Source organism: Actinoallomurus oryzae, from assembly GCF_039541955.1.
GTDB classification, from domain to species: domain Bacteria; phylum Actinomycetota; class Actinomycetes; order Streptosporangiales; family Streptosporangiaceae; genus Actinoallomurus; species Actinoallomurus oryzae.
The window spans coordinates 179864-192014 of the sequence record NZ_BAABHF010000035.1; the positions used below are offsets into that span (position 1 = coordinate 179864).

The following is a 12151-nucleotide window of genomic DNA, read 5'->3' on the forward strand; positions in this document are numbered from 1 at the left end:
CGACCGTGGCACCGGGAGGGCCGATGGGCCGCGACGACTGCGCGGCGTCAGGGGCTCAGGCCGAGTTCGCCTGCGCGGAGGCCGGCCTGGAAGCGGGAGTCCGAGTCCAGGGCGCGCAACAGTTCGGCCACCCGGCGGCGGTAGGTGCGTAGCGAGATGCCCATGCGCCGGGCGGCGACCTCGTCGGTCAGGCCCGCGCCGAGGGTTCGCAGGATCTCCCGGCCGTCCGGGCCGATCATCGGCAGCTCCAGCCGGTCGGCCAGGGGCACGGCCGCCTCCCAGGTGGCGTCGAACAGCCCGTGCACCGGGTCGATCAGCCCGGGTGACGTCGTCACGGTGAACTCCCGGTCGCCGTGCGTCCGCGGGCCCGCCAGGATCATCACCCGGCGGTCGATGATGATGGTCTCGTGCGGGAGGCCGGACTCGCAGATGCGCACCTGGGCGCCGACGGCCGCGACCTGGAGCAGCTGCTCGCGCTGTTCGGCGTCGGCCAGCGCGGCCGAGGTGTAGAGCTTGCGCACGGTGAGGGCGCGATCCTGGACGGCCGGCCGCATCCGGGCGACGATGGCGGCCCGCGTCGAGGGCCGGGACCAGGTGTCCATGTCCGTCGCGGCGCACAGGAACTCCTTGTTCACCCCGGTGAACAGATGCCCGGCACGCGTGGCGAGGTCCTCCTCGCCGCGGACGGTGATGACCTGGTCGTTCGGCATGGCCCCAGTCTGACGGCGGCCGCGAGCACGAGGCAATGGCAGTTTGCTGTCAGCGAATGGCCCCCGTCCGGATTCCGCAGCAGGGTGAATCACATGACGACGAACATCACGGCCGCCGCGAGCGGCGAGTTCACCCTGGGCGGCGACCGGCCGGTGCGCCGGATGGGCTTCGGCGCCATGCGCCTTCCTCTCGGCACGTTCGGCGGTCCGCCGCGCGACCCGGAGACCGGTATCGCCGTGCTGCGCCGCGCGGTCGAGCTGGGCGTGAACCACATCGACACGGCCGGCTTCTACGCGTGGGACGGCATCGAGGCCAACGACCTGATCCGCCGGGCGCTGTCCCCGTACGCCGACGACCTCGTGATCGCCACCAAGGTCGGGCCGCTGCGCGGTCCCGACGGCCTGCCGTCCGGCCAGGCCGGGCCGGATCGGCTCCGCGAACTGGTCGAGGAGGACCTGCGCGCGCTGGGCCTGGACCGGTTCGACCTGGTGTACCTGCGGATCGGCGGCATGTCGCGGGACCCGGAGGAGTCGCTCGGCGAGCGGTTCGCCGTACTCGCCGAGCTGCGCGAGGAGGGCCTGATCCGGCACTTGGGCATCAGCAACGTGGGCGCCGAGCAGCTCGCGGAGGCGCGGTCCATCGCCCCGGTCGCGGCGGTGCAGAACCACTTCCACGTGCACCACGCCGACGACCTCGAGCTGCTCCACCAGTGCGAGGAACTGGGCGTGGCGTACGTGCCGTACTTCCCGCTGGGCGGAGGCGACCGTCCCCTGGACGCCGAACGCCTGGCGAAGGTCGCCGCCCGACACGACGCCACCGCGGCCCAGGTCGCGCTGGCCTGGCTGCTCGCGCTGTCCCCGGTGATGCTCGCCATCCCCGGGACCGGCTCACCCGCACATCTGGAGGAGAACATCGCCGCCTCCAGTCTCACCCTGACCGAAGAGGATTTGGCCGACCTCGCGGCGCAGAACGCCTGAGCGGCGTTCGCCGCCTCAGTCCCGGCACGATCGCGCGATCGTGCCGGGCAGCAGGTCCTCCTTCGTCAAGCCCCGGAACAGCAGTGCGAGCCGGTCGGTGCCGGCCCCGGTGAGCTCGACCCAGACGTCGTCCACCCGCACGATCCCCGCGTCGGTGTGCAGGCAGACGGTGTCGCCACTGGTGACCTGGCCAGAGACGAGCGTCCCCACGGCAACGGCGCCGCGCCCGGAAATCACGAACGCCCGCTCGACGACGAAATGAAAATCCTGAGTAGGCATGAGCCCATGATCCCCGCGCACCCGCTGCGCCCAGAGTGCGGCGGTTGCTGTGAGCGGCACCCTCACCGGGGCCTGGCATGGTGAGGGGCCCCCTCACAGGGCGCGTTAGGCGGCGGCCTCGCCCGGGTCGGCGCGCTCGCGGGAGAGGGCTTCGCGCAAGGCTGCGGCGGTGCCCTCTGGCGGCAGGTCGGTGACGTAGGCGCCTGCGGCGAGTTCGCTGCCGGCCAAATACTTGCGCTTCGTCGCGGTTCGGTATGGCGGTGACAACTCCAGGTGGAGGTGCGTGAGGTCGCCGTGGCCGCCGGTCGCGGGCTCCTGGTGCACCGCCATGACGTACGGCATGGAGAAGCCGAACAGGCCGTCGTAGGCGACCAGCACCCGCTTGAGCACGTGTGCCAGGTCGTCGCGTTCCGGCGCGGTGAGCGAGGGCAGGGCCGGCGCGTGGCGGCGGGCGCTGATGTACACCTGGTACGGGAACCGCGCCCAGAACGGCACATACGCCGCGAACGCGTCACCACAGACGACGAGCCGTTCGCTCGTCTCCTCGCGTATCACCAGGTCGCACCACACGCACGAGCCGTGCTCGGCCCGGTACCGCCGGGCGGCGGCGATCTCCTGCGCCGGGATCGGCGGAATGTCCGGGTAGCCGTAGATCTGGCCGTGCGGATGGTTGAGGGTGACGCCGATCTCCTCGCCCTTGTTCTCGAACGGGAAGACATAACCGATCTCGGGGCGCCGGCCGAGCACGGTCGTCCGGTCGGCCCAGACGTCCACGAGGGAGCGCAGCCGGGCGACCGGCAGCTCGGTCAGCGTGGCGTCGTGATCACCGGTGAACACCACGACCTCCGCCCGGCCCACGGCGGGCGCGACCGGGGTCAGCGCGTCACCGGCCACCGACGGCTCCGGCGGGTCGGCGGTGAACGACGGGAACCGGTTGTCGAAGGTGACCAGGTCGTACGAGGCGGCCGGGATCTCGGTCGGTGGCCCGCCGGGCGTGGTCGGGCACAGCGGGCACTGGTCGGCGGGCGGGAGGAACGTGCGGTTCTGCCGATGGGTGGCGAAGGTGACCCACTCGCCGCGGGTCGGGTCGTATCTCCGCTCCGTCATGAAACCTCCTTCGTCGCGTAGTAGGTGATGGCACGGCCGTCGGCGAGCCGGTCGTGCTCGGCCCGCAGCCCGGGTACGGGCCCGACGAGATGGCGCAGCAGGTCCGCGAGCACCGCCCTGGCCATCGGGTCGCCCTCCCGCGCGGCCGCGAGCAGCGGGAACTGGCAGACGAGCAGCCGGCCCGGCCCGACATGCGTCTCCCCGACGACCGTGCCGGCGATCTCGTCCGGGAACGGTTTCCACATCCCGGCGATCAGGTGTTCGGGGAAGGGACCGTCGCCGAGCCGGGTCCACACCGCGTCCGGCACGATCGTCATCGGCTCGGTGGACAGGACGGTGGCCGGCGGAAGCGCCGGTACGGCCAGTTCTCCGGTCGTGAACAGGAACGGCGTCGATCCCCAGGCGGTGGCCACCTCGGTCAGCTCGGCGGGGACGGGCAGGTGCCGCGCCCGGTCCGCGTCCTGGGCCAGCACGAGAACCGGCCGCCCGGCCGACAGGGACTCCACGACCAGGGCGCCGCTGTCGGCGTCCAACGCGCCCTCCGCGACGACGAGCGGTGCCGTGTCGTCCGTGACGATCTCCGCACCGGCCAGGCCGTCGGCGGAACCGGCGAGCCGGACCGCCACCCGCGCGGGTTCGGCCGACACCACGTGCAGCGGATAGCGGTTGACCGCGGTGACGCCGTCGCCGGTCAGCCGTACGGTCAGCTCGTGCGTCCCGGTCACCTCCGGGGCCGGCACGCGGACCGTCGCCAGCTCCGACGCGGTGTGGGCGGGCACGTCCACCGGTCCGTACCGGACCGTGCGGCCGCGCAGGCCGGCCTCGATCGTCACCCCGGTCAGCGCCGGGCCGTCGTTGGCGATGGACACCGGCAGCTCCACCGCCTCGCCCGCGGCCACCGTCCAGGAGGTCCGCGCGACGATCGGGAGCACGTCCGCGCAGGCCAGGGCGAGCTCGGCGAGGGCGGCGGGCTTGGCGTCCCGCTCCAGGCTCCACAGGCCGTTGAACTCGTGCGGCACGTCGGTCAGCTCGGTGACGCACCAGCCCGCGATGCCGTCCTGGCGGCGGAACAACTCGATCTGCAGCCGGTCGGCGAGCCCCTGGTACCGCTGGGTGCCCTCGACGAACGCCGCGACCGTACGCGGCCAGGGCGTCCGCTCGATCGCCGCCCCGAGCACGTCGCCGTACCACCAGAACGGCGCGTTCTCACGCGGCTCCAGCGACGGCAGCCCCCAGTCGCCGAACTCGCTCATCAGGAACGGGCGCGGCGAGGCCGCCCACGGGGCGGTCTTGGCCGCCAGCTCGGTCAGGTACGCCGTCGACAGCCGCCCGTACCAGTGCGCGGTCAGGATTGGGCTGGCGAACACCCGGTCGGGGTCGGGGTCGACCCAGTCGTTCTCGATCACCGGCCGCGTGGGGTCGGCCGCCGTGACCGCCGCGTACATGCGCCGCGCGAACCCCTCGTACCCCTCGCTCGCCCGCGAGGGTCCGTGTTCGAGGCCGAGCTCGTTCATCGCCGACCAGAGCACGACGCTCGGGTGGTTCCGGTCGCGGCGGACCTGCTCGGTGGCCGCCGCGGCGCAACGGTCGGCGACCTCGCCGGCCGTGCCGAGCTCGGCGTGGGCGATCGGCTCGGCGACCGGGATGTCGCAGTGCACCAGCATGCCCAGCTCGTCGCACACGTCGAGGTAGACCGGGTCGAACGCCTTGATGTGCAGCCGCAGCGTGTTCAGGCCGAGGTGCTTGGCCGCGGCGACCTCGGCCACGATCGCGTCGCGGCCGGGCTCGGCGTACAGGGTGCCGGCGTAGAAGCCCTGGACCAGCGCGCTGCGCATCCGGTACGGCTCCCCGTTCAGCAGGAGCCGGTCGCCCTCCACCGCGATCGTCCGCAGTCCGAACCGCGTCGTGCGCGTGTCGCTGACCTCCTCGCCGACGGCGACCGTGACCTCCGCCTCGTGCAGCACCGGCGACTCGGGCGCCCAGAGTGCCGCGCCCGACGTACCGAAGGCGAGCACCGCGCGGCCGTGGCCGCCCGGCGGCAGCAGGACCTCCGCCTCCCGCGCGTCGCGGGGCACACCGGCGCGTACGCGTGCGGTCACGGTGTCCGCCGACCGGTTGGACAGCTCGACGGCGACGGTCAGGTCCGCCGGGTCGCCGTTCACGAACACGTCGTCGATGGCGACCGGCCCGTGGCGGCGCAGGGTGACCGGCTGCCAGATGCCGCCGTAGGTCAGGTAGAGGCTGGGCGGGCTGGGGAAGGCGTGGTTGGCCCAGCCCTGCTTGCCGTGCGCGGTACGCGGGTGCTCCGGGTCGTCCAGGGCGTGGTCGGTGACGCGGACGGCGAGGACGTTCTCCCCGGCGACCAGCGCGCCGCCGGGATCGATCTCGAACGGCGTGAACGCGCCGACGTGGCCGCCCAGGGCGACGCCGTTGAGGTACACCTCGGCGACGTCCATGACCGCGCCGAACCTCAGGGTCCACCGGCCGGACGGGTCCGCGCAGTCGAACGCGCGCCGGTACCACACCACCCCGTCGAGGGCCGGATCGACCTCGGCCTCCCAGAGCCCGGGCACGGTGACGGGCCGCGACGGGGCGTCGGCCAGCCCGGCGATCCCCGGGTCGCCGACGATGAGGTCCCAGGTGCCGTCCAGGGTGAGATGCATCGTTTTCCTTCGGAAGGTGGGCTCAGACGGTGAGCCGGATGACGTTCCAGGACACCGGCGGCAGCTCCACGAGCAGCGGCTCCCCGGCCCGCACCGGGACCTCGCCACGCCGGGGCGTCACCCGGCCGGGCTCGGCCGCGGTGTTGGCCGCGCCCGTGTCCGGGTCGGAGAGGACGATCCGCTCGGCGCCGCGCACGCCCGGCAGGGCGCGCAGGTCGAGGGTGAGGCCGACGGACTCCTCCGCGTCGCGGTTGACGGCGAAGACCGTGACGCCGTCGTCGTCGTGGGTCGCCACCGCGTCCACGAGCGGCACGTCGCCGTACTTGGCGGTCTCGACCCGCGGCGCGTCCAGCACGACCCGCAGCGCGTCGCCCTTCGCGTACGCCGCCGCGTGCGCGAAGGGATGGAAGATGGTCTGCCGCCAGGAGGGGCCGCCCGGCTCGGTGCGGATCGGCGCGAGGAGGTTCGCGAGCTGTGCCTGGCAGGCGACACCGACCCGGTCGGCGTGCTTGAGCAGCGAGATCAGCAGGTTCCCGACCACGACGGCGTCGGCGACGTTGAACAGGTCCTCGCTCATCCGGGGCGCCCGCTCCCAGGTGCCGCCCTCGAAGGAGTCGGTGTACCAGACGTTCCACTCGTCGAAGGAGAGCTGGATCCGCTTGGACTTGTGCAGCTTGGCCCGTACGTGGTCGGCGGTGGCGATGACGCCCTCGATGAAGGCGTCCATGTCCACCGCCGAGGCGAGGAAGCTGGGCAGGTCGCCGTCCTGGCCGTAGTAGGCGTGCAGGGAGACGTAGTCGGCCTCGTCGTAGCAGTGCTCCAGGACCGTCGCCTCCCAGCTCCCGAACGTCGGCATGTGCCCGTTCGAGCTGCCGCAGGCGACCAGTTCGATCGACGGGTCGACGAGCTTCATCGCCTTGCCGGTCTCCTGGGCGAGCCGGCCGTACTCTGTCGCGGTCTTGTGCCCGATCTGCCACGGCCCGTCCATCTCGTTGCCGAGACACCACAGGCCGATGCCGTACGGCTCGGCCCGGCCGTTCTTCACCCGGCGGTCCGACAGGGCGGTGCCGCCGGGATGGTTGCAGTACTCCAGCAGGTCGACGGCCTCCTGGACGCCGCGGGTGCCGAGGTTGACCGCCATCATCGGCTCGACGCCCGCGCGGTCGGCCCACGTCATGAACTCGTGCAGCCCGAACTCGTTGGTCTCCAGCGACTGCCACGCGAGGTCCAGGCGGGCCGGGCGTTCCTCGACCGGCCCGACGCCGTCCTCCCAGCGGTAGCCGGAGACGAAGTTGCCGCCCGGGTAGCGGACGACGGTGACGCCCATCTCCCGGGTGAGCGCCAGGACGTCCTCGCGCATGCCGTCGGCGTCGGCGGCCGGGTGGCCGGGCTCGTAGATGCCGGTGTACACGCAGCGCCCCATGTGCTCGACGAACGAGCCGAACAGACGGGGCCGTACCGGCCCGACGCGGAACGCGGGGTCGAGGATGAGAGTCGCGGTCTTCATTTCAGTCCCGTCGTGGCGATGCCTTGGATGAACTTGCGCTGCACGAAGAGGAACGCGATCACGATCGGCACGGTGGTGAGCGTCGCTCCGGCCATCACCACGCCGTACTGCGACACGTGCTGTCCCATGAACAGGGCCAGCCCCGCGGGCAGGGTCTCCATCTTCGTGCTCGTGGTGAAGATCAGCGGCCACAGCAGGTCGTTCCAGTTGAACATGAAGTCGAACAGGGCGATCGTCAGCAGGGCCGGTTTGGACAGGGGAAGGATGATCCGGGCGTAGATCCGCCAGTCGCCGGCCCCGTCGATACGGGCCGCCTCATCGAGCGAGCGCGGGATGCCGAGGAAGAACTGGCGCAGGAAGAAGATCCCGAAGGCGTTCGTGGCACGAGGGATGATCAAGCCCGGGAAGGTGTTCATCAGGCCGAGCTTGGCCACGATCTGGTAGATCGGGATCAGCGTCACCTGATACGGGATCATCAGGAAGAGGATGACCGCGACGAACAGCGCGCGCTTGCCGGGGAAGTCCAGCCGGGCCAGCGCGAACGCGGTCATCGAGTTGAACACCAGCGAGCACACGGTCACGCCGCCCGCGAAGATCACCGAGTTGAGGAACTGGCGGGCGAACGGGATCTGCCGGGTCACCTCCCGGTAGTTCTGCGTGGTGACGTGCTCGGGCAGCAGTTGTGCGGGGTTGCCGGTGATGTCCGCCTCGGGCTTGACGGAGGCGAAGACCATCCACACGACCGGCAGCAGGATCACGGCCACGGCCACCACGAGACCGGCGTAGAGGCCGATACGACGGAGCATCAGTACTTCACCTGCCGCCGGCCGAAGTAGAAGTTCTGCACGAGGCTGATCACGAAGACCAGGAGCACGAGCACCCACGCGACCGCCGAGGCGTATCCGAACTCGAAGTCCTTGAAGCCCGTGCGGTAGACGAGGTACACCAGCGTCTCGGTCTTGAAGAACGGGCCGCCGTGCGTCATCACGAAGATCTGGTCGAACGCCTGAAGCGAGGCGATCGCCGCGATGACGAACACGAACAGCGTCGTGTTGGACAGCAGCGGCCAGGTGATGTGGCGGAACCGCGCCCACGGCCCGGCGCCGTCGATCGCCGCGGCCTCGTAGAAGTCGTTCGGGATCGTGCTGAGGCCCGCCAGGTACATCACCATGTAGAACCCGGCGTTCTTCCAGACCCCGACGAACATCACGTACGCCATCGCCCAGCTCGGGTCGTTCACGCCGTTGCCGAGCGACAGGCCGACGTGCTGGAGCCAGCGGGGCAGCACGCCGATGTTGGGGTCGAGCACGAAGTCCCACGCGATGCCCATGACGCCGAACGACAGCACGGCCGGCAAAAAGATCGCGGCGCGGAAGAACGACCGGCCGCGGAGGCGACGGTGCAGCATCAGCGCGAACACCAGCGCCAGCCCGACCGCGATCGGGGTGACGACCGCCGCGTACACCAGCGTGTTGACCAGATCGCCGCGGAATGTGGCGTCCGCGAACAGTTTCCGGTAGTTGCTCAGCCCGACGAACGTGGGCGGGGCGAACTGGGAGGCGTCGTAGAAGGAGGTGCGCAGCGACCAGATCATCGGCCAGGCGAGGAAGACGCCGAGGATGATGACGGACGGGGCGATGAAACCGTACGCGCTGAGGCTGCGCCGGGCGCGCAGCGTGAGGCCGCCGCGCGCCCGGACACCGGATCGACGCATGGACCGGTCAGCTCCCCGACAGCAGGGTCCGCAGCTGCCCCGCACTCTGTTTCAGGACCGTCGCCGGATCGCCCTGGCCGTTCAGGATCTTCTCGAACCCCGGGTCGATGACCTCGCTCTGCATCTGCGCGAACTTGGTCTGGCCGGGCAGGAACGGCACGGCCTTCGGCGCGTACTTGGCGAACACCGCGACATTGGGGTTCTTCAGGTCCGACGCGCCGATGTCGGTACGGGTGGGCGGGAATCCGGTGGTGTTGGCGAAGTAGATCTGGGAGTCGCGGGAGTTCCAGTAGGAGAAGAACTCCTCGGCCGCCTTCTTCTTCGCGCCGGTCGCGCGGCTACCGAGCGAGAACTGCACGCTGTCGCTGAGCGTCGTCTGCGCGGCCGGTCCGGCGGGCACCATCGCGAGGCCGTAGTCGATCTTCGACTGTTCCAGCGAGGACGTCAGCCAGGGACCGTTGATCTCCATCGCCGCGTCACCGGACTGCATGAGCTTGTCGGCGTCGGCGCCGGACGTGCCCACCGGCATGACGTGGTTCGTGCGGACCAGGTTCGTCCATGTGGTCATGGCCTGGATCGACTGGGGGCCGTCCAGGGTGACGGTCTTGCCGTCGTCGGCGATGACGCCGCCGCCCTGACCGGCCAGCAGGATCGGGATGCCCTCGACCGTCTCGTGCGTGCCCATGGTCAGCCCGTACTGCGCCGGCTTGCCGCCCGGCCCCTTGCCCTTGGTGAGCTTCTTCAGGTCGGCGATCCACTCGTCCCAGTTCGCCGGCGGCGCCGCGATGCCGGCCTGCTTGAACAGCTTCTTGTTGTAGTAGAGGAGGAGCGGGGTGAAGTTGGCCGGCAGGCCGTACTGCTTGCCGGCGTACTGGCGCGCCTGCAGAGCGCCGGGCACGATCTTCGACTTGTCGAGGCCGGTGGAGAAGGCGTCGTCGAGCGGCTGGAAGACGCGCTTGGCGGCGTACTGCGCCACCTGGTTGGAACTCATCGCGGTCATGTCGGGACCCTTGCCGGCGCCGTAGGCGGGCAGCAGCTTCTGGTAGAAGACGTCCCACGGCATGATCTGCATGTTCACGTGGATCTTCGGATGCGACTTGTTGAACTCGTCGACAAGATGCTCGACGCCGGGCCGGTCGCCTCCGGTGAAGCCGTTCCAGAACGACAACGTGACGGTGCCACCGCTCTTGTCGCCCGACGAGCCGGACCCACCGCACGCGGCGGCGGCGCCGAGCGTCGCCAGCGCGGCGAACACGGTGAGCTTCCTGCGTAGGTCCACGGCGTCTCCTCCCTCATCGGCACCGATGAGCCGGCCCGTTTTCTCGTCACCGGGCCGGAGTTATCGGGACCATACTCGGGAAGGTAAACGATGTACACCCTTCACCTCGAAGTAGTTCACATCGCCCCTCGTGGGACTTCCATCGATGTAGTAATCGATATACTCTCGTCCGGCGACAAGAGGGGGTCGGGGATGACCAGCACGTCCGCGCAGCCAGGACGCCGCTCGGCGAGCATGAAGGACGTGGCCGCCCGTGCCGGAGTGTCGGTCAAGACCGTCTCGAACGTCATCAACGGCGCGCACGTCGGCGCCGCGACCCGCGAACGCGTCCAGCGCGCCATCGCCGACCTCGGCTACCGGCCCAACATCAGCGCCCGCAACCTGCGCCGCGGCCGTACGGGCATCCTGGCCCTCGCCGTCTCCGAGGTCGACGTCCCGTACTTCGCCGAACTGGCCCGGCTCATCGTCGACACCGCCGAGGAGCACGGCTACACGATCTTGATCGACCAGACCGGCGGCGACCCGAAACGCGAGCAGTACGTCATCGACGGCATGGGCGCCCGGCTGGTCGACGGCATCGTCTTCAGCCCGGTCGCCATGGACCACCTCGACATCGCCCGCCGCGTGGACACGACACCGCTGGTGCTGCTCGGCGAACGGGTATCGGCCGGCACCGCCGACCATGTCGCGATCGACAATGTCTCCGCCGCCCGCACCGCCACCGCGCACCTGGCGGGTCAGGGCCGTCGCCGCATCGCCGCGATCGGCACGCAGCCGTCGTACGAGCAGAGCACGTCGAGCATGCGCGAGAGCGGCTACCGCGCCGCGCTGAAGGACGCCGGGCTGCCGGTGGAGGAGTCGCTGATCGTGTCCGCCCGGCAGTACCACCGCCGCGACGGCGCGGAGGCCGCGGCGTACCTGACCGAGCTGGAGAACCCGCCGGACGCGTTGTTCTGCTTCAACGACACACTGGCCCTGGGCGCGATGCGGACGCTGTACGACCGCGGCTACCGCATCCCCGAGGACGTCGCGGTGGTGGGCTTCGACGACATCGATGACGGCCGGTACAACGTGCCGAGCCTGACGACCATCAGCCCGGACAAGGCCGGCATCGCCCGCTCGGCCCTGCGCCTGCTGCTGGACCGCATCGCCGCCGTCGACTCCCCGCCCCGCGAGGTGACCGTGAGCCACGAGCTCCGCGTCCGCGAGAGCTCAGGCGCGGGCCCCCGACGGCACCGCTAGGCCTCGCCGCTCCTTCCGGGCGCCGCCTGCTGTGCTTCGGCGGCCGCCCCGCAGGCAGCTTTCGCGAACGGCCTAGTCGCGCGCACGCAACGCCTGTGCGAGCGCGTCAATGGTCACGTCCACGATGGCCAGGAGCTGCGCCGGGCTCGCCCCGGCTCTGCTCATGACGGCGAGAGACTGGTTCACGGCCGCCGCGTGTACGGCGAAGGCCTCGGCGGCCTGGTCGGTCATTCGGCCGGCCTTCAGCGCGGCGCGCAGGCGCAGGCGCTGGAGGCCGAGCGCCTCCTTGGCGTGCGCCGCGACGGCCGGGCTCAGCACTGGGATCGCCATGGCCGACTGGGCGATCAGGCATCCATCGGGCAGTTCGGGATCGGCGATGCGCTCGAGGGTGACGTCGAAGAACGCACGGACGGCCGCAAGCGGCTCGGAGACCGCACACGACAGGGCGGCGTCGTACTTGTCGCCGTAGCGCGCGGCATAGCGATCCAGGCAGCGCAGGAACAGCGTGTCCTTGTCGCCGAGCGAGGAGTAGATCGAGCTGCGGTTCAGGCCGGTCGCCCGGGACAGGTCGTCTACCGAGGTGTCGGCGTAGCCGGCGCGCCAGAACTGGATCATCGCGGCGTCGAGCGCCGTGTCCATGTCGAACTGCTTCTTGCCTGCCACGTGGCACTT

Annotated in this window: 11 protein-coding genes; 2 read left to right on the forward strand and 9 right to left on the reverse strand. The window is 70.8% G+C overall.

The features are described from left to right. Positions 1-47: 47 nt before the first annotated feature. Positions 48-710 carry a DNA-binding response regulator gene (locus ABEA10_RS29405; protein ID WP_345469392.1) on the reverse strand — a complete coding sequence of 221 codons (663 nt, stop codon included), beginning with the start codon at positions 708-710 and terminating at the stop codon, positions 48-50. A 93-nt stretch (positions 711-803) separates the two neighbouring features. On the opposite strand from ABEA10_RS29405, the gene ABEA10_RS29410 reads away from it, so the two are divergent. Beyond that, positions 804-1688: an oxidoreductase gene (locus ABEA10_RS29410; RefSeq protein ID WP_345469394.1), complete on the forward strand. Its 885-nt coding sequence runs from the start codon at positions 804-806 to the stop codon at positions 1686-1688. A gap of 15 nt (positions 1689-1703) precedes the next feature. Here the strand turns inward: ABEA10_RS29410 and ABEA10_RS29415 are convergent, their stop codons facing one another. The 7 genes from ABEA10_RS29415 to ABEA10_RS29445 form a co-directional block, all read right to left on the reverse strand. Next, the gene (locus ABEA10_RS29415; protein WP_345469396.1) at positions 1704-1967 is read right to left on the reverse strand and encodes a hypothetical protein; all 264 of its coding nucleotides are present in this window, start codon (positions 1965-1967) and stop codon (positions 1704-1706) included. 105 nt (positions 1968-2072) lie between these two features. Continuing rightward, positions 2073-3074, reverse strand: a complete 1002-nt coding sequence (gene galT / locus ABEA10_RS29420; protein ID WP_345469398.1) for a galactose-1-phosphate uridylyltransferase — start codon at positions 3072-3074, stop codon at positions 2073-2075. Next, the gene (locus ABEA10_RS29425; RefSeq protein ID WP_345469400.1) at positions 3071-5737 is read right to left on the reverse strand and encodes a glycoside hydrolase family 2 TIM barrel-domain containing protein; all 2667 of its coding nucleotides are present in this window, start codon (positions 5735-5737) and stop codon (positions 3071-3073) included. Before ABEA10_RS29425 ends, galT begins: the two co-directional genes overlap by 4 nt. Positions 5738-5759: 22 nt before the next feature. Beyond that, positions 5760-7244 carry an arabinosylfuranosidase ArfA gene (gene arfA / locus ABEA10_RS29430; RefSeq protein ID WP_345469402.1) on the reverse strand — a complete coding sequence of 495 codons (1485 nt, stop codon included), beginning with the start codon at positions 7242-7244 and terminating at the stop codon, positions 5760-5762. Then, a complete protein-coding gene (locus ABEA10_RS29435) occupies positions 7241-8050 on the reverse strand; it encodes a carbohydrate ABC transporter permease (protein ID WP_345469404.1) in 810 nt (269 codons plus the stop codon). Before ABEA10_RS29435 ends, arfA begins: the two co-directional genes overlap by 4 nt. Then, positions 8050-8958: a carbohydrate ABC transporter permease gene (locus tag ABEA10_RS29440; protein ID WP_345469406.1), complete on the reverse strand. Its 909-nt coding sequence runs from the start codon at positions 8956-8958 to the stop codon at positions 8050-8052. The genes ABEA10_RS29435 and ABEA10_RS29440 overlap by 1 nt, the downstream gene beginning before the upstream one ends. A gap of 7 nt (positions 8959-8965) precedes the next feature. After that, positions 8966-10237 carry an ABC transporter substrate-binding protein gene (locus tag ABEA10_RS29445; RefSeq protein WP_345469408.1) on the reverse strand — a complete coding sequence of 424 codons (1272 nt, stop codon included), beginning with the start codon at positions 10235-10237 and terminating at the stop codon, positions 8966-8968. A 192-nt stretch (positions 10238-10429) separates the two neighbouring features. Between ABEA10_RS29445 and ABEA10_RS29450 the strand changes: the two genes are divergently transcribed. Next, a complete protein-coding gene (locus ABEA10_RS29450; protein WP_329241154.1) occupies positions 10430-11479 on the forward strand; it encodes a LacI family DNA-binding transcriptional regulator in 1050 nt (349 codons plus the stop codon). A gap of 72 nt (positions 11480-11551) precedes the next feature. Here the strand turns inward: ABEA10_RS29450 and ABEA10_RS29455 are convergent, their stop codons facing one another. After that, positions 11552-12142, reverse strand: a complete 591-nt coding sequence (locus tag ABEA10_RS29455) for a TetR/AcrR family transcriptional regulator (RefSeq protein WP_345469411.1) — start codon at positions 12140-12142, stop codon at positions 11552-11554. Positions 12143-12151 lie beyond the last annotated feature (9 nt).

Coding starts and splice junctions, on each gene's coding strand:
- ABEA10_RS29405 (WP_345469392.1), bottom strand. CDS start 710: ATGCCGAACGACCAGGTCATCACCGTCCGCGGCGAGGAGGACCTCGCC.
- ABEA10_RS29410 (WP_345469394.1), top strand. CDS start 804: ATGACGACGAACATCACGGCCGCCGCGAGCGGCGAGTTCACCCTGGGC.
- ABEA10_RS29415 (WP_345469396.1), bottom strand. CDS start 1,967: ATGCCTACTCAGGATTTTCATTTCGTCGTCGAGCGGGCGTTCGTGATT.
- galT (WP_345469398.1), bottom strand. CDS start 3,074: ATGACGGAGCGGAGATACGACCCGACCCGCGGCGAGTGGGTCACCTTC.
- ABEA10_RS29425 (WP_345469400.1), bottom strand. CDS start 5,737: ATGCATCTCACCCTGGACGGCACCTGGGACCTCATCGTCGGCGACCCG.
- arfA (WP_345469402.1), bottom strand. CDS start 7,244: ATGAAGACCGCGACTCTCATCCTCGACCCCGCGTTCCGCGTCGGGCCG.
- ABEA10_RS29435 (WP_345469404.1), bottom strand. CDS start 8,050: ATGCTCCGTCGTATCGGCCTCTACGCCGGTCTCGTGGTGGCCGTGGCC.
- ABEA10_RS29440 (WP_345469406.1), bottom strand. CDS start 8,958: ATGCGTCGATCCGGTGTCCGGGCGCGCGGCGGCCTCACGCTGCGCGCC.
- ABEA10_RS29450 (WP_329241154.1), top strand. CDS start 10,430: ATGACCAGCACGTCCGCGCAGCCAGGACGCCGCTCGGCGAGCATGAAG.